Genomic DNA, 25823 nt, shown 5'->3' on the forward strand with positions numbered 1-25823 from the left:
GAATCCAATGCGTGTGTGGTTTTTAAGTGCTGCTCTGGCCCTGATGTGCATGGCGCAGAATGCAACGGCGGGAACAATCCTGATTGTCGGCGATAGTATCAGCGCGGCTTTCGGCCTGGATACCCGTCTTGGGTGGGTGTCATTGCTGGAGCAGCGGCTCGGGCAGCAGGGATACGACGATAAAGTGGTCAATGCGTCGGTCAGCGGTGATACCAGCGCAGGAGGCCTGGCGCGTTTGCCCGCGCTGCTTGCAGCGTATAAACCCGAGGTGGTGATCCTCGAATTGGGCGGCAATGATGGCCTGCGTGGCCAGCAGCCCGCTCAATTGAAACAGAATCTTGCAAGCATGATTGAAGCGTCGCAAAAGGCCGGTGCCAAAGTCCTGCTGCTGGGGATGCAACTGCCGCCCAATTATGGTGCGCGATATACCCGGGCCTTTGCCGAGGTTTACAGCCAGTTGGGTAGCGAAAAGAAAGTGGCGCTGGTGCCGTTTTTGCTTGAGGGCGTGGGCGGGCATCCCGAGCTGATGCAGGCTGATGGCGTGCATCCGGCTGTCGGTGCCCAGGGCAAACTGCTGGATAATGTGTGGCCAGCGCTAAAACCCCTGCTTTGATGCTTTTCTAGTTGCAGTGTTTCGGCTAAGGTGGCGCCCCCCCGATTTGGAGCCCCCGATGTCGCGTCCTGCCTGGTCTTTATATGCCTATCAACTGATCGAGCCCGATGAGCAGCTCGATTTGTTCGCCTGCCAGGAGGTTCGGGTACATTTGGTGACGCGTCAATTGGAGCTGGGAGGCACGATCGATCGCACCTTGTGCGGTTCGTTGTTGCCCGCGCAGCCGCGTTGGTCGGATGTCACGCGCAAGGTTTTCCAGGATCATCGGTTGTGTCCGCTGTGCCGGGCGATTATCGAATCGCAGCGCCGTGGAACCGAGCCGATCTGGCCGGAACTGCGCTTTGAACTATGATGCAATTCATCTGACGCTTTAGCGCCTCCCGGTGCCTGTGGGCGAGGTGTACACTCGCTCTTTTATCCCCCGTTGATTATGCGAAGGATGTTCCGGATGTTGCCGCGCCTACCTGCCGTCACCCGCTACCTGTCAGTTGCCGCACTCTGTGTTGCGGGTCCCGTTGCTGCGCTTGAATTTCCGCTGCCGCCGCCTGGCGAGGATGTCGTCGGCCAGGTGCAGGTGATCAAGGCTCAGTACGAAGACTCATTCGCTGATCTGGGTGAAACGTACGAGTTGGGGTACTCGGAAATGGTCGCGGCCAACCCCGGGGTAGACGCCTGGCTGCCGGTGAAGACCAAAGGTGAAGAGGCCGACGTGGTGTTGCCGACCCAGTTTGTCCTGCCGCCGGGCAAACGCGAAGGGATCGTGATCAACCTCGCCGAGTACCGCCTGTACTACTACCCGAAAGGCCGTGATGTGGTCTACACATTCCCGCTGGGCATTGGCCGTGAAGGCTGGGGTTCGCCTGTAGGGACTACCCGGATCGCCGCCAAGACCCCTAATCCGACCTGGACCCCTCCGGCTTCGATCAAGGCCGAACACGCCATGAATGGTGATCCGCTGCCCAACGTCGTGCCCGCAGGGCCGGACAACCCGCTGGGGCCATTCAAGTTCACCCTCGGGATGCCGGGTTATCTGATCCACGGTTCGAATGCGAAGTTCGGTATCGGTACAGGGACCAGCCATGGCTGCTTCCGCATGTTCAACAAGAACGTTCTGGAAATGGCAGACATGGTACCGGTCGGTACGCCGGTCAGAATCATCAATGAGCCGTACAAGCTCGGCGTGAGCGGTGGCAAGGTTTACCTTGAGCTTCATCAGCCGTTGAATGTCAGCGATGGTTCTCTGGTTGCCCAGGGTGCGCCATCGGATGCTTCCGACGAAGAAGTGGCAGAAAGGTATGCCGCAGTGGTCAATAAGGTGTTGAATCGCCCCGAGCTGAAAATGAATATTCAGATCGATCGGGACAAGGCATTGGCGGTTGTTCGTGCGGAGACTGGAGTGCCCACCGAAGTGGGTGTCGACACCACCGTAACAGCCGGAGAGTCGCTGGACTACGTGCAGTAAGCATGGACTAAAAAAACCGCCGCGGTTAATACCCGCGGCGGTTTTTTATTGCCTGCCGACTGGGTGACGGGCAATAAAAAAGCCGCCCCATAAATGGGGCGGCTTGGTAACAATCCCGAAGGACTATTACTTGCGGCTTGCTTTTTCAAGCATGCGCAGAGCGCGCTCGTTTGCTTCATCAGCAGTCTGCTGTGCTTTTTGAGCAGCAGCCAGAGCTTCATCAGCTTTACGGTAGGCTTCGTCAGCACGAGCCTGGGAGCGAGCTGCTGCGTCTTCAGTTGCAGTCAGACGGGCTTCAGTTTCTTTAGATACGCTGCTGCAACCGGTAGCCAGAACTGCGGCCAATGCCAGAGCAGAGAATTTCAGAACGTTGTTCATCGTGTTCCCCTTCAAGGACTTTCTAATTGAAGCTGCTCCTTCAAAGTGAGGATACAGCCGGCGTACATAGTACCCATTACTTGTAGTAAGTAAACTGACCGAGTGCAAGAACCAAAAAAAATAATTGGCAACCCATATAGATGGGCTAAATTCATCTGATTGTGCTTGAAAAATAGTCAGTCTGGAGTTGCTGAAGAAGACGTGCCCGATACGTTAGTACGTGACTTTATGTGTGCGCGTACGTCATAGGCTCAACCTTCCGGAAAATGTTCAGGGTTACTCTCATGTTGTCTGCCTGATGAGATGGTTGAGCAGATGTTTCTGCGCACGACCTCGACGCCATGACCGTATGCGATTGAGCATTTGTTTTGCGAGCGTTCCCCTAGTGGTTCCCTCGGCGGAAAAACATCAGTAATGTAGGGGTCACGGTTCAAGACCCGCTAAGGAGCAATGATGAGCGAGGCGTTGTCCATCCACCATGACCAGGCAGGTCACCAGTTTGAGACCACTGTCGACGGTCATCGTGCTTACCTGACCTATATGGATCTGGGCAAACAGACGCTGGATATCTATCGTACGTTTGTGCCCAATGCCTTGCGCGGTCGCGGTGTCGCGGCGGCATTGACCGAGGCTGCACTCAAGTACGCCGAAGACATGGGGTATTCGGTTATCCCGTCATGTTCTTATGTCGAGCGCTACATGGAGCGCCATCAGCTCAAGATGGCCAAGCTCTGAGCGCACTGCGCTCCCTGCGAACAGGCAATAAAAAACGCCAGCGACTTGTTTAAGGTCGCTGGCGTTTTTGCTTTCAGTGGACGCTGTTAGCCGCGCGTACGTGCCGGCAGTACATCCTTGAGTTTGGCATGCATGCTGCGCAGGGTATTTTCAGTGCTGGCCCAATCGATACAGGCATCAGTGATTGAAACACCGTACTGCAAGTCTTCGAGGTTCTTCGGGATTGCCTGGCAGCCCCAGTTCAGATGGCTTTCGACCATCAGGCCGATAATCGACTGGTTGCCCTCAAGGATCTGGTTGGCCACGTTCTCCATTACCAGCGGTTGCAGGGCCGGGTCTTTGTTGGAGTTGGCGTGGCTGCAGTCGACCATGATGTTCGGGCTGATTTTCGACTTGTTCAGGGCTTGCTCGCAAAGAGCCACACTGACGGAGTCGTAGTTCGGCTTGCCATTGCCGCCACGCAGTACCACGTGACCGTAAGCGTTGCCTTTGGTAGTGACGATCGACACCCCACCTTCCTGGTTGATACCCAGGAAACGGTGCGGGCTGGACACGGATTGCAGGGCATTGATGGCAACGGTCAGGCCGCCATCGGTGCCGTTTTTGAAGCCCACGGCCGAAGACAGACCGGACGCCATCTCGCGATGAGTCTGGGATTCGGTGGTGCGTGCACCAATGGCCGACCAGCTGATGAGGTCCTGCAGGTACTGCGGGGAGATCGGATCAAGGGCTTCGGTTGCGGTTGGCAGGCCCATTTCAGCCAGGTCCAGCAGCAGTTTGCGGCCGATGTGCAAACCGTCTTCGATCTTGAACGAGTCATCCAGGTACGGGTCGTTGATCAGACCTTTCCAGCCCACGGTGGTACGTGGTTTTTCGAAATAGACGCGCATGACCAGATACAGGGTATCGCTGACTTCTGCAGCGAGCACCTTGAGGCGCTCGGCGTATTCGTGAGCCGCCTTGATATCGTGGATCGAGCAAGGCCCGATGACAACGAACAGTCGATGGTCCTTGCCATCCAGGATGTTGCGAATCACCTCGCGTCCCTTGGTCACCGTCTGCAGCGCGGCTTCACTAAGAGGCATCTCGCGCTTGAGTTGTGCAGGTGTAATCAGGGTTTCGTTGGAGGCAACGTTTAGGTCGTCGATCGGTAAATCAGCCATCGTGTTACTCGTCAGGTCACGGGTGCCGGCCGCCAGCGATCCCCGAGCGGCGGAGCACAGCATGATTGAGCGCACCGGGGAGCCGAACCTTAACGCGTTATCCCGTTATTCGACAATGGGCAGGCGCAGCTTTAATCCAGCAATGGCAGCGCGAGCTTGCGGCCCATAGTGGCCCGTGAGAACTCCGGGGCGTGATGGCTGACCCATTCGATGGCCAGGGTATCCATGCTTTCGGGCGTCAGGTTGAGCTGTTGCTGGAGTCGGTAATAGTGTTCGATCTGGCACACCTGTTCACCCATCCGCGCACCAAAAAGGGTTTGTTCATCGGTAAAGACCACCCCGATGCGATACCCCTCGGGGGTTTTCTCGCACCAGGCAACATACCCGGGGTAATGGGCACTCGCACCCAGGGTAGGCATGCGCATCTCCACCGCGACGCCACGTCGCCAGCGTCGGTCACTATTGCATGACACGCCGCCGAGGCTGATAGAGTGCAACTTGCGGCGTGAAAGGGATGGTTGGTTGCGGGGTGTTATCTCAACAGGAACATCATCTGGGTGAGGTAAGAAACGACCCATGAACGCACACTCCAAGTGCTAGCGATTCGATATTGTTTTCCTGAGTATAGTGAGCGAAATGGAACTGACTGATTTTGATGCCGATCAGCGTTTGCTGGCGTTGCCCGGTACCTCGCTGGTGGTCTTTACCAGTGACGGCTGTTCGGGGTGTCGGACGGCGCGCAGGTTGTTGCCCGGTATGCAGTTGCCCATCGATCAACTGTGCTGGATTGATGCGGGGAATAACGGCGGGCTGGTCGAGCGCTACGGCATCTTCCATTTGCCAAGCCTGTTCGTCGTGCGGGACGGGGCATTCCACGGCGAGTTGAAGTCGCGCCTGAGCGAGGGCGAGTTGGCACACCATATTCGGCTTGCCTTGATGCTTGAGCCTGACGAACTGCCCTGAACCGGCGTTGCACACCTATCCCATCCTGCGGAGGCAACATGAGTAAAGGCTTGAACGGCAAGCTGGTACTGGCCATCTCTTCCCGGGCGTTATTCGATTTGAGTGACAGCCATCAGGTGTACATGGCGCAAGGAATCGAGGCTTACCGCCAATATCAGATCGAACATGAAGATGAAGTGCTTGAGCCAGGCGATGCATTCGCCCTGGTCAGAAAACTCCTCAGCATCAATGCCAGCCTCGGGCGTGAGCGGGTCGAGGTGGTGCTGGTCTCGCGCAACAGCGCGGACACGGGCCTGCGCGTATTCAACTCCATACAACATCACGGCCTGGCCATCTCCCGGGCGGCTTTTTCCGGTGGGCGCAACCCGCACCCGTATCTCAACGCATTCGGGTGTGATCTGTTTCTGTCGACCCACGCTGAGGATGTGCGCAGCGCACTGGATGCGGGTTTTGCGGCCGCGACGATTCTCTCGGGGGGCGCGCGGCGTGCGCAAAACAACGAGCTGCGCATTGCCTTTGACGGGGATGCCGTGCTGTTTTCTGATGAGTCCGAGCGGGTGTACCAGTCCGGAGGGCTAGAGGCGTTTCAGTCGCTGGAGCGCACGTCAGCGCACAGTCCATTGGGCGGTGGGCCATTCAAGGGGTTTCTCGAAGCCCTGAACCTGCTGCAGCGCGAATTCCCCGACGAGACGTGCCCGATACGCACAGCGCTGGTGACCGCACGCTCCGCGCCAGCCCATGAGCGGGTGATTCGCACACTGCGCGACTGGGATATCCGTCTGGATGAATCATTGTTTCTCGGCGGGCTCGACAAATCGGCGTTCCTGGAGGCTTTTGCGGCCGATGTATTTTTCGATGACCAGACCGGCCATTGCGAAAAGACCCGTCAGGTGGTTGCCACCGGTCATGTTCCCCACGGGATCAGCAACGAGCGGCCTGACCGGATACCCGAGTAGCCCCGGCGGGTAAGTCATCGCGCGGGCAATACCGATTGTCATGGCGCTGCTAAGCTCATTTGATCTCGGCCATTCAGGCAGTCGAGGAGGTCGTATGATTCGCTCGATACTGTTCGCCACTGACCTCGGGATTTATGCACCGGTTGTGTTGCAGCATGCCCTCGGGCTGGCTCGCAGTTTTAGTGCAGATTTGCATGTGGTTCATGTCGTTGAACCTATGGGGCTGTTCGCCGAGTCGGTGCTGCAAAGCTATCTCGATGAGCAGGCCTTCAGCGAACTGCACCGACAGGGCATGGCGACCATGCTCTCGAACATCGAACAGCGGGTGCTGGAAAGTCTGCGCGATGAACTGGCAGAAGGTCAGCAGGAACTGGCCCTGATTCGCTCGGTCAAGGTTGTTCAGGGGGAGCCGGCACAGGTCATTCTGGAGCAGGCACGCAAGTTGTCGGTTGACCTGCTGATACTCGGCAGCCACGGTCAGCCCACGGGCAGTACCAGCCATTTGGGGCGCACGGCAGCCCGGGTTATCGACCTGGCGCAGGTTCCGGTGTATCTGGTGCCGCTAATGCAGCGTCGTCACCGTGCCGACAGGTGAGGCCAGAGAACGGCGGGAATGATAAAAAAGTTCTAGATTTATTCTTCTTACCTTCCATATAGTTATATATCGCCGCCGATACCCTTGGCGTCTAACTGCTTTGAGGGATGCATATGAAGCTTCAACAATTGCGCTACATCTGGGAAGTGGCGCACCACGACCTCAACGTTTCGGCCACTGCGCAGAGCCTTTACACCTCACAGCCGGGTATCAGCAAACAGATTCGCCTGCTTGAGGACGAGCTGGGCGTCGAGGTGTTCGCTCGCAGCGGCAAGCACCTGACCCGTGTGACGCCGGCCGGTGAACGGATCATCACCACTGCTGGTGAAATCCTGCGCAAGGTCGAAAGCATCAAGCAGATCGCGCAAGAATTCTCCAACGAGAAAAAAGGCACCTTGTCGATCGCCACCACGCATACTCAGGCGCGCTATGCCTTGCCGCCGGTGATCAGCAACTTCATCAAGCAATACCCGGATGTCGCGCTGCACATGCATCAAGGTTCGCCGATGCAAATCGCCGAGATGGCGGCAGACGGTACGGTTGACTTTGCCATTGCCACTGAAGCCCTGGAGTTGTTCGGCGATCTGGTGATGATGCCGTGCTATCGCTGGAATCGCTGTGTGGTCGTGCCTCAGGGCCACCCTCTGACCAAGCTGCCGAAACTGACCCTTGAAGCGCTGGCCGAATACCCGATCGTGACTTACGTATTCGGCTTTACCGGCCGCTCCAAGCTGGACGAAGCCTTCAGCCATCGTGGCCTGACGCCTAAAGTGGTGTTTACTGCCGCCGATGCCGACGTGATCAAAACTTATGTGCGCCTGGGTCTGGGGGTTGGCATCGTGGCCAAAATGGCCGTTGATACCAAACTCGACAGCGATCTCGTGGTACTGGATGCCAGCGAGCTGTTTGAATCCAGCATCACCAAAATCGGTTTCCGTCGTGGCACCTTCCTGCGGGGGTTCATGTGTGACTTTATTGAGAAATTCGCCCCGCACTTGACCCGTGAAGTCATGGCCAAGGCGATCGCCTGCCACAACAAGCAGGAGCTCGAAGACCTGTTCGAAGGTGTCGAGCTGCCGGTTCACTGATCAGCCAACCATCCCCCTGCAGGAGCGAACCCGCTCGCTCCTGCAGGGCGGGTCTTATTGCTCTGCGTTGCGGGTGTGACGGTATTGGCTTACCGCGTCGTACACCGCCTTGCGCAGACGATTGATGCCACCAATGGGTTGATGGGCTTCCAGGCCGTGCCAAGGGCTGAATGACAGGTTGTCACATCTCAGATTCTGGCCGGGCGTATCAAAATCCTGCGCTGGCACTTCAATGCGGGCCACGGTCTCGAAAGGCGAATCCGACTCTTGCCATTCAATGCTGGTGTCTTCAATTGGCATATAGCGATTGGCATTCTGGCGCTGGATCTGCAGCACAAAACACGCGGGCACCCGATCAGTCGACAATTGCTGATTCAAGGCATTGCGCAAGAAGTTGGGCAGCGCCTGATTTTGCTCGGGCAGTGTGTACGCCGGGCAATTGTCAGGGTCGGGGGCTACGCGAAACTTGGCATTCGCAGTGCCGAACTTGTAAGGCGATACCGAAAAGTAGGTGGTTTGTGTCGGACTGGCCGGCGCCGGTGACAAGGTAGCCAGGGCGATAAACAAGTGGCGGATTTGCCAGGTACGCGGGTCCCATGACGGGAAGAACGCCATGACTTTTTTACCCTCGGCCTGTGCCGCGATGTTCTGACGGTATTCGGCTACATCACTGACGAAGAAGTTGGGATGGTTGAACATCACAAAATCCTGTTCGGCCCGATCGTGCTGACTGGCCAGTAGCTGAGTCCCCGGTACATCCTGCAACTTGATCGCCATGCCGCGCGCATCGCGAATACTGTCGAACTGCGGGTAGGCATTGCCATTGGACAGGCGCATCACCGCTTGCCAGGTTTTACCCGGTTCGCTGAATACACCCTGGCGCAACTCCGGGTCGAGGTCATCCAGTACCCGGACCTGCGCGTTGACGCAGCCATGCGCCTTGGCGTGGGCATCGCGCAGATAACGAGTGTTTTCGCGATGCTGGTCGACGATGCGGATGGCCGTCTGCAGGGTGTCCTGGGTCATGCCGGCTTCATCGGCCGGGATCTCTTCCTGAGTCGAGACCGGGCCGCGATGCTGCCAGGCGTACCAGCCGCTGGCCAGACCCCAGGCCAGCAACCCGAGGCCGATCAGGATCAACAGTGTCTTGCCCAGCCAGGAGCCGAGGCGAAGCCAGAAAGTGCTCAACATGCAAATATCCTTTTAGCAAAGTCGTGGGTGTGTTCAGGGCGCTTCATGGGGTAGGGAGCTGCTGTTCAAGAGGGCCGCCCAGGACTTTCAGGTATTCGAGCAAGGCCCAGCGCTCTTCGGGTTGCAGCAGGCGACCAATCACACCGTTGCCCCGTGGACCGGCGCGGAATTCATGACCGCTGTTGTGATTGCCGCTGACGCGCGTGTCGAGGACAAACCCGCCGTCAAAGGCTTCCGTGCGATAGCCCAAGTGGCGCGGGTCATATTCAAAGCTGCCGCGATAGAACGTGATGTCCCGTTCCGCCTGGGGTGAGAGCAGTTGATAAATCGTGGGCACTGAGCCGTTGTGCAGGAACGGTGCGGTGGCCCAGATCCCGTCGAGAGGCCGCGCCTTGTAGGCACGCAACTCCAAGACGCCAATCGGTAAGCCATAACCATTGAGGCGCGCCCGTTCTTCAGGGCTGACCCCGGCCTGGCGGTAAGCATGATCTTCGACGAAGGCGGTCACATAGGCCAGGCCTTTGGCCACCGACAGCTTGCTCATGTCCAGCGGCGCTTCGGGCGTGGGTGACAAGGTCACATCAAGCTGCGACAGCTCGGCCGGGTCCCATTGCAGGGCGCTGAGGTCATAGCGATGGTCGGCGATGTTATTCGCGGTATTGGGATCCGTGCCGATCACGTCGACAGGCAGCATGCGCAACTGCTTGACCATGCGCCCGTTCTCTTCAACTTCAGGCGGTACGTGGCAGGCAGCACAGTTCTCGGCGAAAAGCGCCCGGCCTTTGGCGGCCAGTGGCTTGTCGATTGCGCCAAACAGGGTTTCAGGCCAGGTCGGGGGCTTGAGTTTTTGCAGGGTTTGCTCGATCAGGTACAAATCGTGCACTCGCACGCTGGACGGGTAGCGGGCATCGCCTTGCAGGGGCTGGCCATTGCTGTCGAAAAAGTTCAGGGTCGCACCGACCCCCAGGGCTTCTCCGACGTTACGCGCCATGGGTTGCTTGGCTGAGCCGTTCCACTGCACCCAGTCGAACGTCCACATATCCCACAAATGCGGGTAGTCCACCGGCGCGTCAGCCACACGGTAGTTGTCGGGTGAAATGGCATCACCAAAGCTGGCGTTGGCAATCCGGCCAAATGCGTCGGTACGGCCCGGGCCTTCCAGGGTCGGATAGAGACCGCGATGGGTGTCGTTCCACGCCACGGCCAGAAAGTTATCCAGAGACGCCTTGAAGTCCGTACGGAGCTGTTTGTGCTGCTCGTCATAGCGCTCGCCCAGCACGGTGCGGGCAAAACGCTCGAATTTCCATGGGTTGTAATAGGTGGCTGCGAGACTCGCGACCAGTGCCTGGCCAAAACTGCCACCGCGTAAGGTCGGGACGCTTGAGGGCAGCACATGTTGTGCCGGCGCGCCGTCGATTCGCAAGGCCTGGCCTTTATAGCGCAATTCGCCTGTGTGGCAGGCCGCGCAAGTGATGTCCAGGTACTGCGTGTCACTGCCCGGGTTCTGATGGCGGGTGAATCCTACGGGCAAATTGGCCGGATTGGCCGGGCTGGCCTGTTGCGCGGGATCAACTAAAAAGCCAAAGCGCGCCAGGTACTCCGGTGCAGCGAAACGCTGTTGCGAAAAAGGCAGTTCAAGCGCGCTGAACCAGTCGTAATGCAGGCCTTTGACCTGTGTGCCCTGAGGCGTGAAGTAATAAGTCTGGCGATCAGCAGGGCTCCACTGATCCAGGTAATGCAACTTCTGCGGGGGGGTGTAGACGGGCAGCTTCGGGTTGGCGGTGAAGTAAATCACCAGGCCAAGCACGACGGCCAATGCCACAACCAGCACCAGCAAAAAACGGTAAAACAGACGCACAGTAACGCTCCTTGTAAGAATTTTTACAGTCTTATGCCTTAGCTACCGCCCAGCATCAAGTCGGCATAAGTTTCTACTGCGAGAAGAGGGCGGGGTTTGACAGGTTCTCAGAAGTGTTAGCAATAGTTGCGGTAGTTATGAATTGTGTTTGCGGTATGAACTTATCAGCCATTTGCCCCTCTCATGCCTGTAGCCATTGGTCGCGGCCGCCTGATAAGCTCGCGGCTTTATTCGATTGCCCATTTGGCGCATGAACAAGGAAAAAGCATGAAACAGCATCGGTTGGCGGCAGCTGTGGCCCTGGTAAGCCTGGTACTGGCGGGTTGTGATTCGCAGACCAGCGTAGAGCTGAAAACACCGGCACAAAAAGCCTCTTATGGCATCGGCCTGAACATGGGCAAGAGCCTTGCTCAAGAAGGCATGGATGATCTGGATTCCAAGGCAGTAGCCCAAGGCATCGAAGATGCTGTTGGCAAGAAAGAGCAGAAGCTCAAGGACGAAGAACTGATTGAGGCGTTCGCAGCCCTGCAGAAACGTGCAGAAGAGCGTCTGACCAAAATGAGCGAAGAAGCCTCTACTGCTGGCAAAAAATTCCTCGAAGAAAACAGCAAGAAAGCAGGTGTAGTGACCACTGCTTCCGGCTTGCAATACGAAGTGATCAAAAAAGCCGATGGCCCGCAGCCTAAAGCCACAGACGTTGTGACTGTCCACTACGAAGGCAAGCTGATTGACGGCAAGGTCTTTGACAGCTCGGTTGAGCGCGGCAGCCCGATCGATCTGCCGGTTAGCGGCGTGATTCCGGGTTGGGTTGAAGGCCTGCAACTGATGCACGTAGGCGAGAAGTACAAGCTGTACATTCCAAGCGAACTGGCTTACGGCGCGCAAAGCCCAAGCCCTGCGATCCCGGCCAACTCGGTGCTGGTGTTCGAACTGGAACTGCTGGGTATCAAAGACCCTGCAAAATCCGAACAAGGCGACGCTGCCAAGTAAGCGAAACCTTGTACGCCCAGCGCCCCGTTTCGACGGGGCGTTGTTGTTTTTACAGGATCCGTTTCCGCGTTTATCGCAGGCATGAACCTGCGTCTATTTGTCCCATGCCAGGGCCTGGCTAGTGGTTACTGACCTTCAAGTCAATGAATTTGTGGGTTTTTTTATGTGTGTAAAAAATGCCCGATCTGACTGAAGCCCTTATGGGACGGGCCTTTCAGCTATGAAAATCAGCTCTGTTCACAAGGTTATCCACAATTTGTGTGGATAACATTTACCGCTCGGCACATGGAACCTGGCTGTTTATCTCCGTTTTCCATGAAGACTGTGCTGCAGATTAAAAACCCCCGAGATCTTGTCTACTGTTAGGGTTAAGCTTCTAAGGAAAGTTCTGACTCGATTTGTCTATCAGTCTGACGGGGTTTAACAATGGATCTTCAAATTATCAAGCGTAATGGAGAGCCCGAATACGCGGTTCTCTCATGGGAAAGCTATCAGGCACTGCTCAAGGCAGCCGGTCTGGGCGATCAGGCGGCGCCCGTTGTGGCCCCGCCCACCGATGTACCTGCCCCTGCGCCTGAACAGGCGCTGCCCGGGCTCGATCAATTACGTGGCTTGCGCGAACGCAAGGGCCTGGCCCTTGAAGTGCTGGCACGTACGGTAGGCATTAGCCCTTCTTATCTTGGAATGATCGAAACCGGCGAACGTCTGCCTGACCTCGCCATTCGTCGTAGCCTGGCCTGGGAGCTGGGTGTCGCTGGCTGGAGGGAAGCATCATGAATGTACGTATCAGTCGTCAACACTGGGATGGGTTGTTGGCTGAACTAGAACAAGCGCGCCGACAGCGTCACTTGCTGACTTATCGTGCGTTGCTGGAGCGATTGCAATTGCCCAGCCCGGCCATGCTCACGCTCACGGCAGCACTTGAGCATCTGGCCGGTATGGATGCCAAGGCGGAACAGCCGTTGCGCAGTTCCTTGGTGATAAGCCAGGGCGCGAGCCGGTTGCCACGTACCGGTTTCTTTGAGTGTGTAGAACGACTTGGACGTTTCTCCGGCCCCCCGGACGGGGTGGCGGCCGCCTCTTGGCATGCGTCTGAGGTGGTTCGAGTATTTGAGTTTACTTACGAGCACGCAGAAGCCTGATGCTGTTACGGCTAAAAGCGCGATTGAGCTACTGGTTGGCGCGCCGGTTGTTTCACCAGTCCTGGTGCGTGCGGCAGCCGCGTATCTGGCAGTGGATGGAGGGCCAGTTTGCACGCATGGCCAATCTGGGGGACGTTCGCGCCCAAAGCTTCTATGGGCACATCCTGGCCTTTCGTGGCCAGGGTTTGGGCGCACGCGAGGAGGGCGTGCGCTTATTGCGTCTGGCGGCGCTGGGAGGCGATGGCAAGGCGGCCTACCAGGTGGGTGTTTTCAGTCTGGCAGGTTCGCCCTCTAAAGCACCGGATGCAGCCGAGGCTGTGCGCTGGTGGACGATAGCGGCCAAGGCCGGGCATCCTTTGGCGGCGTCGCGGCTGGTGGCGCTATATGAGCAGGGCGGTCCGGGCGTGCTTGCCGATCCGGAGCTGGCGCTGCGTTACCGGTCCGGGATGCGTTAGTCGTCACTCATTCGCCAATAAAAAAGGGCGGTCCGCTTGTGCGGCCCGCCCTTTTTGCATCGTTCCCTTGATGCTGAGCGGCAGGCACACAGGTGTACCCGCAGCTTTGGCTCCTTACTGCTTGGCCACTTGAGTGTTGAGCTTCAGGTAGTCCAGCAGAACCCGCCCGGTTTCACTCAGGTAGGCATCGTCTTCCGGCTTGGTCTTTTCAGGCTCGACCGGCAAGGCGTCCTCGTCTTCTTTCTTCATTTCCTTGAGCGGTGCTTCGCCTTTGGCCTGGCGACGGATGTTCTCCATGGCCAGTTGCTTGGCATCGATGTCGGCATGCTGGGCGCGGCGCTCGGCCTCATTGAGGCTGACCGTCTTCTCGTTCATCAACTTCTCGGCCAGGGCCAGTTTGTCGCGAATAAACGTGAACTCGGCATCCTTGGCCACCCGCGCTTCATGTTCAGCTTTAAGCTGGGCAATGAATGGCTTGAAGGGATCGACCGCCGGCTTGATGGCCGGGCGAATGGTGTCCCAAGGCATCGCTTCAGGCAGTGCGCTTTCACCGATTTCCTTGGTGTCGATGATCGACGGGAACGCAAGGTCAGGCAGCACGCCCTGATGCTGGGTGCTCTGACCGGATACCCGGTAGAACTTGGCCAGTGTCAGTTTAAGCTCGCCATGGTTCAGCGGCTGGATGGTCTGCACGGTGCCTTTACCGAAAGTCTGACCGCCGACAATAAGAGCTCGATGGTAGTCCTGCATGGCGCCGGCGAAAATTTCCGAGGCCGAGGCTGACAGGCGATTGACCAGCAACGCCATCGGGCCTTTGTAGAATGCCCCCGGGTTTTCGTCTTCCAGTACGTCGACTTTACCGTCAGCGTTACGCACGAGCACCGTAGGGCCCTTGTCGATGAACAGGCTGGTCAGCTCGGTGGCTTCCTGCAACGAGCCGCCGCCATTGTTGCGCAGGTCGATAATCACGCCATCGACTTTTTCCTTCTGCAACTCGGTCAGCAGTTTCTTGACGTCGCGGGTCGTGCTCTTGTAGTTAGGATCGCCAGCACGGTAGGCCTTGAAGTCCAGGTAGAACGCCGGGATTTCAATCACGCCCAACTTGTAGTTCTTGCCATCTTGCTTGAGGTTCAGGATCGATTTTTTCGCGGCCTGTTCTTCGAGCTTCACCGCTTCACGGGTGATGGAAACCACCTTGCTGGTCTGGTCGTTCGGCGCGTTGCTCGCCGGAATCACTTCAAGTCGCACGACCGAGCCTTTGGGGCCACGAATCAGCTTGACCACTTCATCGAGGCGCCAGCCGATCACGTCGACCATTTCCTTGTCGCCCTGGGCTACGCCGATGATCTTGTCAGCCGGTGCGACCTGCTTGGTTTTGTCGGCCGGGCCGGCAGGCACCAGCCGCACCACTTTCACCTGGTCGTTATCGCTCTGCAACACGGCGCCGATGCCTTCCAGCGACAGGCTCATGTTGATGTCGAAGTTCTCCGCATTATCTGGCGACAGATAGTTCGTGTGCGGGTCATAGGACATGGCGAACGTGTTGATGTACGCCTGGAAGATGTCTTCGCTGCGTGTCTGGTCGAGGCGTGACAGTTGATTCTTGTAGCGCTTGGTCAGCAACTCCTGAATCTTCGCCGGCTCTTTGCCCGCGATCTTCAGGCGCAGGACTTCGTCCTTGATGCGTTTGCGCCACAGGTCATTGAGTTCGGCTTCGCTGGTCAGCCACGGCGCATCCTTGCGGTCGATCTGCAAGGTTTCCTTGGCCGTGAAGTCGAACGAGTCGATACCCTTGTTCAGTTCGGCCAGGGTGAACTCCAGGCGCGATTTGACTCGGTCCAGGTAGCGTTTGTAGATCGTGAAGCCTGGATTGAGATCGCCGCTTTTGAGGAAGTCGTCAAATTGGGTTTTCCATTTGTCGAATTCGGCAATATCGCTGGCCAGGAAGTAACTGCGCGACGGATCGAGCAGCTTCAGGTAGCTGTCATAGATGATCGCAGAGCGGGTGTCATCCAGTGGCGGCTTGCTGTAATGATGGCGCTTGAGCAGCTCAACGACGTTAAGACTGGCAATCACCTCATCACGATCGGGCTGAAGGTTATCCCAACTGTTAGCGGCGAACGTATTGGCCGAAAACGGCAAAACGCCGAGGCCAATGAAGAGGGCAAGTGCGGTGCTAGGGAATAAATGCTTCATGCTGATTCGACGCGGGGGCAATTGATAACGCATATTAGGCCGTCTTTGAAGTCGCCGGTTCCGTAAGAACCGGCCGCATAATGCAAGAAACCCGGCGCAACAGCTCCGGGCTCAGTCCAGACTCACTATGGAGGCACTGTGAAAGCATTGCAAGGCGTTGAAGGTCAAGTGAAGTGGGTTGAAGAGCCAAGCCCCACCTGTGATGTAGGACAAATTCGGATTCGTGTGGCCGCGGCAGGACTCAATCGGGCCGATCTGCTGCAAAGTGCCGGCTTGTACCCGCCACCCCCTGGCGCCAGTCAGGTATTGGGCCTGGAATGTTCAGGGGTGGTCAGCGAAGTGGGCCCGGGTTCATCGTGGAAAATCGGTGATCGGGTCTGTGCCCTGCTGGCCGGTGGCGGCATGGCGCAAGAAGTGGTGGTAGATGCGCGTCACGCACTGCCGGTACCTGAAGGCCTGTCACTGCTTGAAGCAGCGGCTCTGCCCGAGGTGTACAGCACCGCGTGGCTGAACCTGTTCCAGCTGGCCGGCCTCAAGCCCGGTGAAAAAGTGCTGCTGCATGCCGGTGCCAGTGGCGTGGGTTCCGCGGCGATTCAGCTGTGCAAGGCGTTCGGAAGTCCCTGCTGGGTGACCGTGGGCTCATCGGAGCGTCTTGAGTATTGCCAGGCATTGGGCGCCCAGGGCGGGGTTGTGCGCACCGACGGGCTGGACAGCTTAAAGTCGCTGGGACCTTTCGATGTGGTACTGGACCCGGTCGGCGCCAACTATGCCGAGTCCAACCTCAAGTTATTGGCGCTCGACGGGCGCTGGGTATTGATCGGCTTGATGGGCGGTCGCAAGGCCGAACTGGATCTGGCGTTGGTGCTGGGCAAGCGCATCCAGCTGTTGGGTTCAACTTTGCGCAGTCGTGACGACCAGTTCAAGGCGGACTTGCTCAGCGACCTTGGGCAACAGGTGTGGCCATTATTTACCGAGCGCCGGCTCAGCCCGCAACTGGCCAAAACCTTCCCGATCGAAGAGGCCCAGGCGGCTTTTACCGAACTGGCCAGTAATCAGGTGTCCGGCAAACTGGTGCTGGTGATCGACAGCAGCCTGGTTTAACAACAGTACGGGAACTCTGTAGCCGCTGCCGAAGGCTGCGAAAAGGGCTGAAGGACCTTCAGCCGGGGGTCGCTGCGCAACCCGTCGCAGCCTGCGGCAGCGGCTACAGGATTGCATGGCAGCGGTCGAGCGATTGGACGCGTCACGGCGTGTTACGGGTTTTGGATGTCCTTGTAGCCGCTGCCGAAGGCTGCGAAAAGGGCCGAAGGACCTTCAAGCCGGGGGTCGCTGCGCAACCCGTCGCAGCCTGCGGCAGCGGCTACAGGATTGCGTAGCAGCTGCCGAGGCCGGTTATTTCCAGTGATGAATCGGCCATCCCGCCTTTTCTGCGTGTTCGCGCAGTACCGGGTCGGGGTTGACTACGTGAGGGTGGTCGACCTTGAGCAGCAGTGGCAAGTCATTGCGCGAGTCAGAGTAAAAGCTGGCACCTTCCAGGTTCTCTTCATGCTCATCGAGCCACTCCATCAGCCGGGTGATCTTGCCCTCGCGGTAGGTCAGGGTGCCTACGGTATTGCCGGTGTACACGCCATTCTTGACCTCCAGCTCAATGCCCAGCACTTCATCGATGCCCAGTCGTTCTGCAATGGGCTTTACCAGGTGAGTGCCCGACGCTGAAATCACCAGAATGCGATCGCCAGCCTTGCGGTGCGCGGCGATGGCGGTGCAGGCATCGCTGAAGATGATCGGCTCGATGCAGTCTTCAACCCAGGGGCCGACCAGGTGCTCAACCTCTTCGGGCGTACGGCCGGCCATCGGCTCAAGGCTGAAGGCCATGTACTCTTCCATCCTCAATCGGCCTTGGCTGTAGGCGTCCATCAGTTCGTTGTTGCGCTGCATGAACGGCACCGCATCGACCCATCCCAAGCGGCCCATTTGCTCGCTCCACAAGGTCGCGCAGTCGCCATGAATCAGGGTTTCGTCCAGATCAAAAATTGCCAGGGCCATCAGCGCAACTCTCTCTTCAATGATTTCAGGGGCATCAGGCTACCTCACAAAGGGTGTTCGAATCGATGGACAAGGCGACTCGTTGACCATCGGGGTACAGATCGTCCGGTGATCGGTTGAGTACATCGACAATCAGGTTTACACCGCGAACTTCTACGCGGTAGCGAATCACATTCCCCAGCAGGCTGTGGCCGCGAATAACGGTGTCGGGCTCGCCTTGCAGGCTCAGCCCCAGGGTTTCCGGGCGAATGGCTATACGTTTGCTGACCGGACGCTGCAGCAGCCGGCCGGCGGTTTCGGCGTCCAGCAGGTTGTAGTTGCCGATAAACCCTGCGGCAAAGGCATCCACCGGTGCGGCATAGAGGGTCTGGGCGTCGCCGCTTTGTACGATGCGTCCCTGATTCATCAGGAAGATGCGGTCGCTCATGGTCAGGGCTTCTTCCTGATCGTGGGTGACGAAAATCGTGGTCAGGCCCAGCTCTCGCTGAATGCTGCGAATTTGTTCGCGCAAGTGTTTGCGAATACGCGCATCCAGCGCCGACAGCGGCTCATCCAGCAGTAACAGGCGCGGTCGGGTCACCAGCGAGCGTGCCAGGGCCACACGCTGACACTGGCCGCCTGACAACTGGTGCGGGTAACGCTTGGCGAAGTCGTTCAACTCCACCAATTGCAGGACCTCGGCCACTCGCTTGTGGCTGTCGTTGGCGCGGACCTTCTGCATGCGCAGGCCGAAGGCCACGTTTTGTTCAACCGTCATGTTGGGGAACAGGGCATAGCTCTGGAACACCATGCCAATCTCGCGTTTTTGCGGACTCAGCGGCACGATATCCTGGCCATCCAGCAAGATTTTCCCGCCGTCTACCGGCGTCAGTCCGGCGATACAGCGCAGCAGTGTGGATTTACCGCAACCGGAAGGGCCCAGCAGGGTGACGAATTCACCTTTGGCGATGCTGCAGTTGATTTCGCTGAATACCGGAGTGCCTGAATAGCTTTTTTGCAGGTGTTCGACGCTGACGAAACTCATTGGTTTTTGTCCTTGTTCAGGAAGGTGGCAACCCAGGTCAGCACCAATACAAAGAGGAAATAGGAGATCACCAGCGCACTTGTGAAATGGCCGCTGCTGTTACGCATGTTGTTCAAGAACACCTGCAAGGTTTCGTAGCGGGTGCCGACCAGAATGTTGGCGAATACAAACTCGCCGAACAGGAAGGAGAACGACAGCAGCAGCGCGACCATCAAGCCTTTGCGCAGGTTGGGCAGCACCACCAGGAACGCCGCCTGCCAGGTGCTGGCTCCCAGCAGTTGGGCGGCATCCATCAGGTCGCGCAAGTTGATCGCTTGCAGGTTGTTGGTGATGGCCCGGTACATGAACGGCAGCGCCACGGTGAAGTAGCAACCGATCAGGATCCACGGCGTACCCACCATTTGCAGCGGACCGGAGCCATACAGTTGCAGCAGGCCCACCGATGACACCACCGGCGGCACGGCAAATGGCAGCAGGATAAGGATGTTCATCAACGCGTCGAGTTTGGGGAAGTGGTAATGCACCACGAACAGCAACGGCAAAATCAGTACCACCGACAGCACCAGCGCCGCGACACAGACCAGCAGCGACTGACCGAATGCAGCGAGAAAGCGCGGGTCGCCCCACAGTTGGCTGTACCACTTGAAGGTGAATCCGCTGGGTAGCACGGTCGCTGACCAACTGCTGGCAATGGAGTAAATCAGGGTGCCGGCCAGCGGCAGCAGCAAAATGATAAACAGCAGCCACACCACGCTGCGGTGGTAGAGGCTGGCCCGGGAAGATTCAGCGCGCGACATGGTAGCTCCTTTTAAGCAGCCACTGATGCACCAGCGTGACCAGGGTCATCAAGCCGACCAGAATCACCGCCAGGGCGCTGGCCATGTTGGGGTCCAGGCTGATGTCGCCCGAGACCATCGCTGCAATGCGGATGGGCAGCACGTTGAAATTACCCGTGGTCAGGGCGTACACCGTGGCATAGGCCCCGAGGGCATTGGCCAGCAGAATGACAAACGTACCGAGCAGCGCCGGAGTCAACACCGGCAGCCCGATATGCCGCCAGAATTGCCAACTGCTGGCACCGAGCAATGAAGCCGACTCGCGCCAGTCTTCACGCAAGGCATCGAAGGCCGGATAGAGCAGCAACACTCCGAGCGGGATCTGGAAGTAGGTGTACAAAATGATCAGGCCGGTTTTGGAGTAGAGGTTGAAATCCTCGATGATCCCCGCCTGTTTGAGCATGATCGTGATACTGCCGTTGAAACCCAGCAAAATGATAAAGGCGAACGCCAGCGGCACACCGGAAAAGTTGCTGGTCATGTTGGCGAATGCGTTGACGAAGTTGCGCAGCCGCGAGTCCACCTTGCGCAGCGAATAACTGCCGAGTACGGCGATCACGATGCCAAACAGGCTGGACCAAAAGCTGATCTCCAGGCTGTGCCGGATGGCCTGCAAATAGAATTTCGAGCTGAATATCTTGCTGAAATTGGCCAGTCCCCAGCCACTGTCTTCCGATTGCACGCTGTGGATAAGCACCCAGACCAAGGGGGCGATCTGAAACACGATGAAAAAAACGGCGAAGGGCACAAGGCATAACAGCGCCAGCCATTTACCCCGGCTCATGACGCAGGTCTCAACAAGTCCCGGCATACCGGCTTGTCGTGAGCAACGCCCAGCAGCTCGCAAATCGTGCCGCACAGCTCCGTTTGCCGTGGCGTGGCTTGCGGGTCGAGGCTGAAGGCATCGCCCAATACAAAGAGCGGGACTTCGCGTTCTTCCGGCAGCAGGCCGTTGTGGGATCGGTCGTTGTTCATCCCGTGATCGGCTGTAACCAGGACTTGATACCCGGCATCGAGCCAACCTTGCAGATAGTCCGCCAGAATGATGTCGGCCGAACGTGCGCTGTTGCGGTACTGCGCCGTGTCGAGGCCGTGCTTGTGCCCGGCATCGTCGATGTTCATGGGGTGGACCAGCATAAAATCCGGTGCATGCGCCAGGCGCAGGCTTTCGGCGTCAGCGAACAGGTGGGAGTCGGGGTAATGATCGCTCCAGTAGAAATGCCCGTTCTGTATCGGTAAATCGGCGGCCCGGGTGTGACGGTCGCGGGGGATGACAAAGGGTGAGCGATTGTACAGTTCGCTGACCCAGTGATAGGCCGCAGCAGCGGTACTCAGCCCGCTGTCGCGTGCGTAATGGAACACGCTGCGCTGGTTGGACAGGCGAGCGATGTTGTTGTGCACGATGCCGCTTTCAATGGGGGGCACGCCGGTGAGGATGCACTCGTAAAGGGGCCTCGAGAGCGCGGGCAATTCACAGGTGAGTTGATACAGCGCGGCGCGTCCGGCCCCGACATAAGCCTGTAGATGGCCCATGGCGTGGCGGGCGACGGTGTAGTTCAACCCGTCGAGCACGACCAGAATAACGGTGTGTTTCATGTACAGCGACTCCGTTGGCACAGGTAGCCGGGCAGCACTCTGCAGCCACTGCCGCAGGTTGCGGCACGTGGCTACAGGTGTTGGCCAGTCAGTTACTGCATATTGATAATGACTTCTTCCTGCCACAGCTGTGGCAAGGCCTTGGAGGTTTTTTCCCAGGCAGCCGCGTCCTTGATCGGAGTCACGTTCTTGTATTGCTCGTTGGGCAGCAGTTGTTTTTGCACGTCTTCAGGCAGCTTCAGGTGTTCGGCCCGAATCGGACGTGCATTGCCCCGCGCCAGATTGGTTTGCCCGGCATCGCTGAAGATGAATTCGCGGGTCAGTTTGGCGGCGTTAGGATGCTTGGCGTATTTATTGATAATGGTGGTGTAACCCGAAATCACCGAACCGTCGGAAGGGATCAGCACTACATAGTCGTCCGGGTTGACCATTTTGTTGCGATAGCTCAGGCCATTGAAATCCCAGACCACGCCCACTTCGACTTCACCCTTTTCCATAGTGGCGATGGTCGGGTTGGCCAGGGATAAACGCCCTTGCTTGGCGATGTCAGCGAACATCAACAGGGCGGGTTGAATGTTGGTTTCGCTGCCGCCCTTGGCGATCGCAGCGGCCAGCACGCCGTTGGTGGCCTGTGCAGCGGTACTTACGTCACCGATGGAGACCTTGTATTTACCGGTGGCCAGGTCAGCCCACTTGGTAGGGGCCTCGGAGCCGTGCAGCAGTTTTTTGTTGATGATGAAGGCGATGGTGCCGGTATAGGCCAGCGCCCAGTTACCGTCTTTGTCCTTGGCCCACTCCGGGATCTGATCCCAGGTCGTGGGTTTATAAGGTTGAGTCACACCCTTGGCCACGGCAATCGGGCCGAAGGCTGCGCCGACGTCGCCGATATCGGCGCTGGCGTTGTCTTTTTCAGCTGCAAACTTGGCCACTTCCTGTGCCGAACTCATGTCGGTGTCGATGTGTGCGAGGCCATACAGTTTGTTCAAGTCTGCCCACGTGGCTTTCCAGTTGGCCCAATCGTCCGGCATGCCGACGCTGTTGACTGCGCCTTCTGCCCGCGCTGCGGCTTCAAGGGTTTTCAAATCGACATCGGCTGCCATGGCAGTGGTGCACAGGGCGATGCTTGAACCTAACAGTGATGCCAGGAAAAACTGTTTCATCCGTAGCTCCTTGGTCGTTTTCAACGCTGGGTTTTATTTATTTTCTGCAGGGTGTTGGTCTAGGTCAGCAATACCTGAGCCAATTTAAGCCGGATGGATGACACTTTAATGTCGGTGTCGCCTGTGATGGACCTGTCACAGGCCAATGTGCTCATTGCGAGTAAGCGTAGACCATTGCGCAGCCCCCGCCGGGCAAGGGGTCTGGCGTTTTATGAGGGGTTTGGGGAGGAGGCGCTGTCATCCAACAGTCATGTGTTCTGCCTAGGCTGGCGACCTCAGAGAATGACGGTTTGCAGGTTCATCCTGCGTGCTTTGCAGGTTGGCCTAGTCCAGATAGGTAACGATGATGCGAGAAGGTGCACCCAAGGCGGTTACAGCGATCAGTCGCACGCTTCAAGAGCAGATTGAACACGGCTTGCTGGCGTACGGGCGACAGCTGCCTGCAGAGCGCAAGCTGAGCGAGTTGTTTGCCACCACCCGGGTGACCGTGCGCGAGGCCCTGCTGCAGCTTGAATCCCAAGGCCTGGTTTACCGTGAGGAGCGGCGTGGCTGGTTTGTTTCACCTCCGCGCCTGGCCTACAACCTGATGCAGCGCAGCCACTTTCACGCCATGGTCAGCGCCCAAGGCCGGGTGCCCACCACCGAAGTGATATCGGCGCGTTTGCAGCCGGCTTCGGCGGTGGTGTGTGAGCGGTTGCAGTTGCCTGCATTGTCCAGCGTGATCCAGATTTGTCGCGGGCGCAGAATTGACGGGCGACTGGTGCTGTACGTCGAGCACTACTTGAATCCGCAATACTTCCCGCAGATCTTGCAGTTCGATTTAACGCAGTCGATCACCGAGTTGTATGCACGGCATTACGATGTGCAGTACGGGCGGGTGCGTTTCGAGATCGTCCCCACGGCCTTGCCCCTGGAAGCGGCAGCGGCCCTGAAAGTATCGGCCGGGAGCCCGGGCCTGAGAATTGCCCGGGTCAATTATGACCAGCACCAGCGGCTGATCGACTGCGACCTGGAATACTGGCGACATGATGCGATTCACGTCGGAGCCGATGTGCTGGAGCGTTGAAACGGCGCGCAATCACCTTGTAGCCGCTGCCGAAGGCTGCGATGGATTGTGCGCAGTGGGCCGATACTGAAGGTCCTTCGGCCCTTTTCGCAGCCTTTGGCAGCGGCTACACCACGCTTTTTAGCTTGCGCTCAATCCTTCTGCAATATCCCGCCGCTGGTGGTCACCACCTGCACGCTCAGGCGCGGGGTGGCGAGGTCCAGGCCGGCTTCATCCAGATGCCGCTTCAGCGACAGGTTGAAGGCGCGGGACACTTCCCATTGTTTGATCGGTGCCGTCTTGAAGCGCGCACGGAGAATCGCACTGCCCGACTCAAAACTCTCCACGCCCTGAATCTCCAGCGGTGACCAGATGTTGCGACGTTGCAGCGGATCGGTGCGCATTTTTTGGCCGACATCACGCATCAACTTGATCGCGTCGTCTATTTCCATGTTGTAGGGGATCGCTACCCGGAAGATCGCGTAACCGAACTCACGGGAGTAGTTCTTGATGCTTTTGATCTCGCTGAACGGGATGGTGTGCACGATGCCATCGATGTCCCGCAGGCGCACGGTCCGAATGGTCAGGCCTTCTACTGTCCCCAGATGGCCGCCGACATCCACGTAGTCGTCGATGGCCAGGGAGTCTTCGATGATGATGAACAGGCCGGTAATCAGATCGGCAACCAGTGATTGTGCACCGAAACCAATGGCCAGACCGATGACGCCCGCACCGGCCAGCAGAGGCGTTACGTTCATGCCCATGTTTGCCAGGGCGACGATCAGGGCAATGATGAAGATCGCCACAAACAGTATGTTGCGGATCAGCGGCATCATGGTTTGCGCGCGGGCATTGGCCAGGCCTTTGCGCGAGCGGGTCAGGGCGTGGTGCACGGCGGTGTCGGACAGAATCCAGATCAGCCAGGCAAAGAGCAGCGTCCCGCCGAGGCTGAACAGTTTGACACTGATCTCGTGGCCGTCGCCCTCGGTGAAGCTGATCAACGACATGCCCCATACCCGCAGCCCGAGTTCGATAAACACGAGCCAGACCATTAAGTGGACGAGGGTGTAGACGAAGCTCTTCAAACGATCGGAATACAGAGCATGGCGCTTGTGTCCGCGCTGCGGCTTTTGCGCATGCCGGCGCACCAGGCCGTTGATCACCATGCATAACACCACCAGCACAGTACAGATCAGCGACTGGCGCAACGCCGTGCTGGTATCGCCTGCCGAGATGAATGTCGCGACCAGTGAGACGCCTACCAGAATCAATGCCGCCACGTACCAGTAAGTACCGATGAGCTCGATGCTGTCACTCAAGGCGCGTCGGGTCAGGCGCCGGGACAGCGGCTGGTTGCGGATCAGGTGGGCGATCGGGCGTCGAAAGCGAATGATGAACAGCCCGGTGGACAATGCCGCCATGACATTGGCAAAGGTGGCGGCGGTATGGGCCAGGTGCACGCCGAGTGTGGCGACCAGTCTCGGATCGCTCAGCGCCTCGCCAAAGGCCGCAAAACTGCCGATCCACCACAGCGGGCGAAAGGCCTGATGCCGAAGAATATGCAGGGCATGGTGGCGGTGCGGGCCGTCAAGCAAAGAGAAGAGAATCACGCACGTGGCAGAGAAACAGGTGCCGATCACCAGTGCATACGCGAGCACCATCGCCAGGTCTTTGCCCAGCGACGACGGCAAGGCATAGCTCATGTACACGGTGATTACCAGCGCCACCAGCCAGGGGCCCAGCTTGCGCAAGGCAAAACGCAACATGTCGACGGCTTTGGGGTGTTGTGGCAATTCTTCGCTGAGGCCAAAGCGCAGGCGTACCCGATGGCTGACCCAAATCAGCAGCGCGGCCAGCAGGCTCCACACCATGATAATCAGTGCAAAGGCAAAAATGATCGGCAGCCATTGGCTCGCCGGCAGCATCAAGGCGACGAGTTCATCCTTGGCCTGTTCAATTTCCCGGGACCAGCGATAGGTTGGACTGTCAGCGCCCGAAAATTGTTTTTCGAGGTCACCAAGGGTGCTGCCAATCAGCCCCAGAACGCCGATTTCGGCTTCGGGTTGCGCCTGTTTGGTCGCGTCGCGCAGCTTCTTCAGATCAGCCAATAACTTGCTGCGTTGCTGATCGTTCTCAAGATTCTTGATCACCTCGTCCAGCGACTGCCCTAACGGTTCGGTCGGTTGCGCCTGAGTTGTCGAGCTGCCAAGCAAGCCCGGTAAGCCCGCGGCCTGAGTTGACGCCAGGGGCAGCAGGGCCAGCAAGCAAATAAGCAGGTAAGAGGGCAGTGCGAACAGACGAAGGAACACTAGGCGATCAACCTCGAGAAAT

Annotated in this window: 27 protein-coding genes; 14 read left to right on the forward strand and 13 right to left on the reverse strand. The window is 58.0% G+C overall.

Going from position 1 to position 25823, the window contains the following annotated elements:
* Nucleotides 1-7: 7 nt before the first annotated feature.
* From AWM69_RS17900 to AWM69_RS17910, 3 genes are all read left to right on the forward strand, one after another.
* Nucleotides 8-613 (forward strand): arylesterase, encoded by a 606-nt coding sequence (locus AWM69_RS17900; RefSeq protein WP_218727803.1) that lies wholly within the window; start codon nucleotides 8-10, stop codon nucleotides 611-613.
* Nucleotides 614-671: 58 nt separating this feature from the next.
* Nucleotides 672-965 carry a hypothetical protein gene (locus AWM69_RS17905; RefSeq protein ID WP_003446817.1) on the forward strand — a complete coding sequence of 98 codons (294 nt, stop codon included), beginning with the start codon at nucleotides 672-674 and terminating at the stop codon, nucleotides 963-965.
* 96 nt (nucleotides 966-1061) lie between these two features.
* On the forward strand, nucleotides 1062-2075 hold the full coding sequence (locus AWM69_RS17910; RefSeq protein ID WP_218727805.1) for a L,D-transpeptidase family protein: 1014 nt from the start codon (nucleotides 1062-1064) through the stop codon (nucleotides 2073-2075).
* Between the two features lie 126 nt (nucleotides 2076-2201).
* Here AWM69_RS17910 and oprI read toward each other — a convergent pair whose 3' ends face one another.
* A complete protein-coding gene (gene oprI, locus AWM69_RS17915) occupies nucleotides 2202-2453 on the reverse strand; it encodes an outer membrane lipoprotei OprI (protein ID WP_003172710.1) in 252 nt (83 codons plus the stop codon).
* Nucleotides 2454-2906: 453 nt separating this feature from the next.
* Between oprI and AWM69_RS17920 the strand changes: the two genes are divergently transcribed.
* Complete coding sequence (locus AWM69_RS17920) at nucleotides 2907-3188, forward strand: GNAT family N-acetyltransferase (protein WP_048382414.1); 282 nt, start codon at nucleotides 2907-2909, stop codon at nucleotides 3186-3188.
* An 86-nt stretch (nucleotides 3189-3274) separates the two neighbouring features.
* Here the strand turns inward: AWM69_RS17920 and AWM69_RS17925 are convergent, their stop codons facing one another.
* Complete coding sequence (locus tag AWM69_RS17925; protein ID WP_218727806.1) at nucleotides 3275-4351, reverse strand: 3-deoxy-7-phosphoheptulonate synthase; 1077 nt, start codon at nucleotides 4349-4351, stop codon at nucleotides 3275-3277.
* Between the two features lie 131 nt (nucleotides 4352-4482).
* Nucleotides 4483-4929 carry a PilZ domain-containing protein gene (locus tag AWM69_RS17930; protein ID WP_218727807.1) on the reverse strand — a complete coding sequence of 149 codons (447 nt, stop codon included), beginning with the start codon at nucleotides 4927-4929 and terminating at the stop codon, nucleotides 4483-4485.
* A gap of 58 nt (nucleotides 4930-4987) precedes the next feature.
* Here AWM69_RS17930 and AWM69_RS17935 point away from each other — a divergent pair, with 58 nt between their 5' ends.
* From AWM69_RS17935 to cysB, 4 genes are all read left to right on the forward strand, one after another.
* Nucleotides 4988-5314: a thioredoxin family protein gene (locus AWM69_RS17935; RefSeq protein WP_048382416.1), complete on the forward strand. Its 327-nt coding sequence runs from the start codon at nucleotides 4988-4990 to the stop codon at nucleotides 5312-5314.
* Nucleotides 5315-5352: 38 nt separating this feature from the next.
* Nucleotides 5353-6270: a 5'-nucleotidase gene (locus AWM69_RS17940; RefSeq protein WP_218727808.1), complete on the forward strand. Its 918-nt coding sequence runs from the start codon at nucleotides 5353-5355 to the stop codon at nucleotides 6268-6270.
* A gap of 94 nt (nucleotides 6271-6364) precedes the next feature.
* A complete protein-coding gene (locus AWM69_RS17945) occupies nucleotides 6365-6865 on the forward strand; it encodes a universal stress protein (protein ID WP_131653206.1) in 501 nt (166 codons plus the stop codon).
* A 113-nt stretch (nucleotides 6866-6978) separates the two neighbouring features.
* On the forward strand, nucleotides 6979-7953 hold the full coding sequence (gene cysB, locus AWM69_RS17950) for an HTH-type transcriptional regulator CysB (RefSeq protein ID WP_048382419.1): 975 nt from the start codon (nucleotides 6979-6981) through the stop codon (nucleotides 7951-7953).
* A 54-nt stretch (nucleotides 7954-8007) separates the two neighbouring features.
* Here cysB and AWM69_RS17955 read toward each other — a convergent pair whose 3' ends face one another.
* Together AWM69_RS17955 and AWM69_RS17960 are read right to left on the reverse strand one after the other, a co-directional pair.
* On the reverse strand, nucleotides 8008-9144 hold the full coding sequence (locus tag AWM69_RS17955; protein WP_218727809.1) for a catalase family protein: 1137 nt from the start codon (nucleotides 9142-9144) through the stop codon (nucleotides 8008-8010).
* A 43-nt stretch (nucleotides 9145-9187) separates the two neighbouring features.
* Nucleotides 9188-11002, reverse strand: coding sequence for a di-heme-cytochrome C peroxidase (locus tag AWM69_RS17960; protein WP_218727810.1), 1815 nt, complete (start codon nucleotides 11000-11002; stop codon nucleotides 9188-9190).
* Nucleotides 11003-11269: 267 nt separating this feature from the next.
* On the opposite strand from AWM69_RS17960, the gene AWM69_RS17965 reads away from it, so the two are divergent.
* From AWM69_RS17965 to AWM69_RS17980, 4 genes are all read left to right on the forward strand, one after another.
* Nucleotides 11270-11992 carry an FKBP-type peptidyl-prolyl cis-trans isomerase gene (locus AWM69_RS17965; RefSeq protein ID WP_131653203.1) on the forward strand — a complete coding sequence of 241 codons (723 nt, stop codon included), beginning with the start codon at nucleotides 11270-11272 and terminating at the stop codon, nucleotides 11990-11992.
* A 426-nt stretch (nucleotides 11993-12418) separates the two neighbouring features.
* Complete coding sequence (locus AWM69_RS17970; RefSeq protein ID WP_131653202.1) at nucleotides 12419-12769, forward strand: helix-turn-helix transcriptional regulator; 351 nt, start codon at nucleotides 12419-12421, stop codon at nucleotides 12767-12769.
* Nucleotides 12766-13134, forward strand: a complete 369-nt coding sequence (locus AWM69_RS17975; RefSeq protein WP_131653201.1) for a hypothetical protein — start codon at nucleotides 12766-12768, stop codon at nucleotides 13132-13134. Before AWM69_RS17970 ends, AWM69_RS17975 begins: the two co-directional genes overlap by 4 nt.
* The gene (locus AWM69_RS17980) at nucleotides 13134-13589 is read left to right on the forward strand and encodes a tetratricopeptide repeat protein (protein WP_218727811.1); all 456 of its coding nucleotides are present in this window, start codon (nucleotides 13134-13136) and stop codon (nucleotides 13587-13589) included. The genes AWM69_RS17975 and AWM69_RS17980 overlap by 1 nt, the downstream gene beginning before the upstream one ends.
* 114 nt (nucleotides 13590-13703) lie before the next feature.
* Here the strand turns inward: AWM69_RS17980 and AWM69_RS17985 are convergent, their stop codons facing one another.
* Entirely contained in the window at nucleotides 13704-15785 is a 2082-nt protein-coding gene (locus AWM69_RS17985) for a carboxy terminal-processing peptidase (RefSeq protein ID WP_218727812.1), read from the reverse strand.
* Nucleotides 15786-15923: 138 nt separating this feature from the next.
* On the opposite strand from AWM69_RS17985, the gene AWM69_RS17990 reads away from it, so the two are divergent.
* The gene (locus AWM69_RS17990; RefSeq protein WP_131653198.1) at nucleotides 15924-16886 is read left to right on the forward strand and encodes an NAD(P)H-quinone oxidoreductase; all 963 of its coding nucleotides are present in this window, start codon (nucleotides 15924-15926) and stop codon (nucleotides 16884-16886) included.
* Between the two features lie 291 nt (nucleotides 16887-17177).
* Here AWM69_RS17990 and AWM69_RS17995 read toward each other — a convergent pair whose 3' ends face one another.
* The 6 genes from AWM69_RS17995 to AWM69_RS18020 form a co-directional block, all read right to left on the reverse strand.
* Nucleotides 17178-17831, reverse strand: coding sequence for an HAD family phosphatase (locus AWM69_RS17995; RefSeq protein ID WP_218727813.1), 654 nt, complete (start codon nucleotides 17829-17831; stop codon nucleotides 17178-17180).
* Nucleotides 17832-17865: 34 nt separating this feature from the next.
* Nucleotides 17866-18855 (reverse strand): ABC transporter ATP-binding protein, encoded by a 990-nt coding sequence (locus AWM69_RS18000; protein WP_218727814.1) that lies wholly within the window; start codon nucleotides 18853-18855, stop codon nucleotides 17866-17868.
* Nucleotides 18852-19652 carry an ABC transporter permease gene (locus AWM69_RS18005; protein WP_218727816.1) on the reverse strand — a complete coding sequence of 267 codons (801 nt, stop codon included), beginning with the start codon at nucleotides 19650-19652 and terminating at the stop codon, nucleotides 18852-18854. Before AWM69_RS18005 ends, AWM69_RS18000 begins: the two co-directional genes overlap by 4 nt.
* Nucleotides 19639-20475, reverse strand: a complete 837-nt coding sequence (locus tag AWM69_RS18010) for an ABC transporter permease subunit (protein WP_048382431.1) — start codon at nucleotides 20473-20475, stop codon at nucleotides 19639-19641. Before AWM69_RS18010 ends, AWM69_RS18005 begins: the two co-directional genes overlap by 14 nt.
* The gene (locus AWM69_RS18015; protein WP_218727818.1) at nucleotides 20472-21287 is read right to left on the reverse strand and encodes an alkaline phosphatase family protein; all 816 of its coding nucleotides are present in this window, start codon (nucleotides 21285-21287) and stop codon (nucleotides 20472-20474) included. The genes AWM69_RS18010 and AWM69_RS18015 overlap by 4 nt, the downstream gene beginning before the upstream one ends.
* A gap of 92 nt (nucleotides 21288-21379) precedes the next feature.
* Nucleotides 21380-22447 carry an ABC transporter substrate-binding protein gene (locus AWM69_RS18020; protein WP_131653194.1) on the reverse strand — a complete coding sequence of 356 codons (1068 nt, stop codon included), beginning with the start codon at nucleotides 22445-22447 and terminating at the stop codon, nucleotides 21380-21382.
* Nucleotides 22448-22793: 346 nt separating this feature from the next.
* On the opposite strand from AWM69_RS18020, the gene AWM69_RS18025 reads away from it, so the two are divergent.
* Entirely contained in the window at nucleotides 22794-23513 is a 720-nt protein-coding gene (locus AWM69_RS18025) for a UTRA domain-containing protein (RefSeq protein ID WP_218727843.1), read from the forward strand.
* A gap of 131 nt (nucleotides 23514-23644) precedes the next feature.
* Here AWM69_RS18025 and AWM69_RS18030 read toward each other — a convergent pair whose 3' ends face one another.
* Complete coding sequence (locus AWM69_RS18030; protein ID WP_131653193.1) at nucleotides 23645-25801, reverse strand: mechanosensitive ion channel domain-containing protein; 2157 nt, start codon at nucleotides 25799-25801, stop codon at nucleotides 23645-23647.
* Nucleotides 25802-25823 lie beyond the last annotated feature (22 nt).

This window comes from Pseudomonas sp. D1HM (genome assembly GCF_019266105.1).
In the GTDB taxonomy this organism is placed as follows: Bacteria; Pseudomonadota; Gammaproteobacteria; order Pseudomonadales; family Pseudomonadaceae; genus Aquipseudomonas; species Aquipseudomonas taetrolens.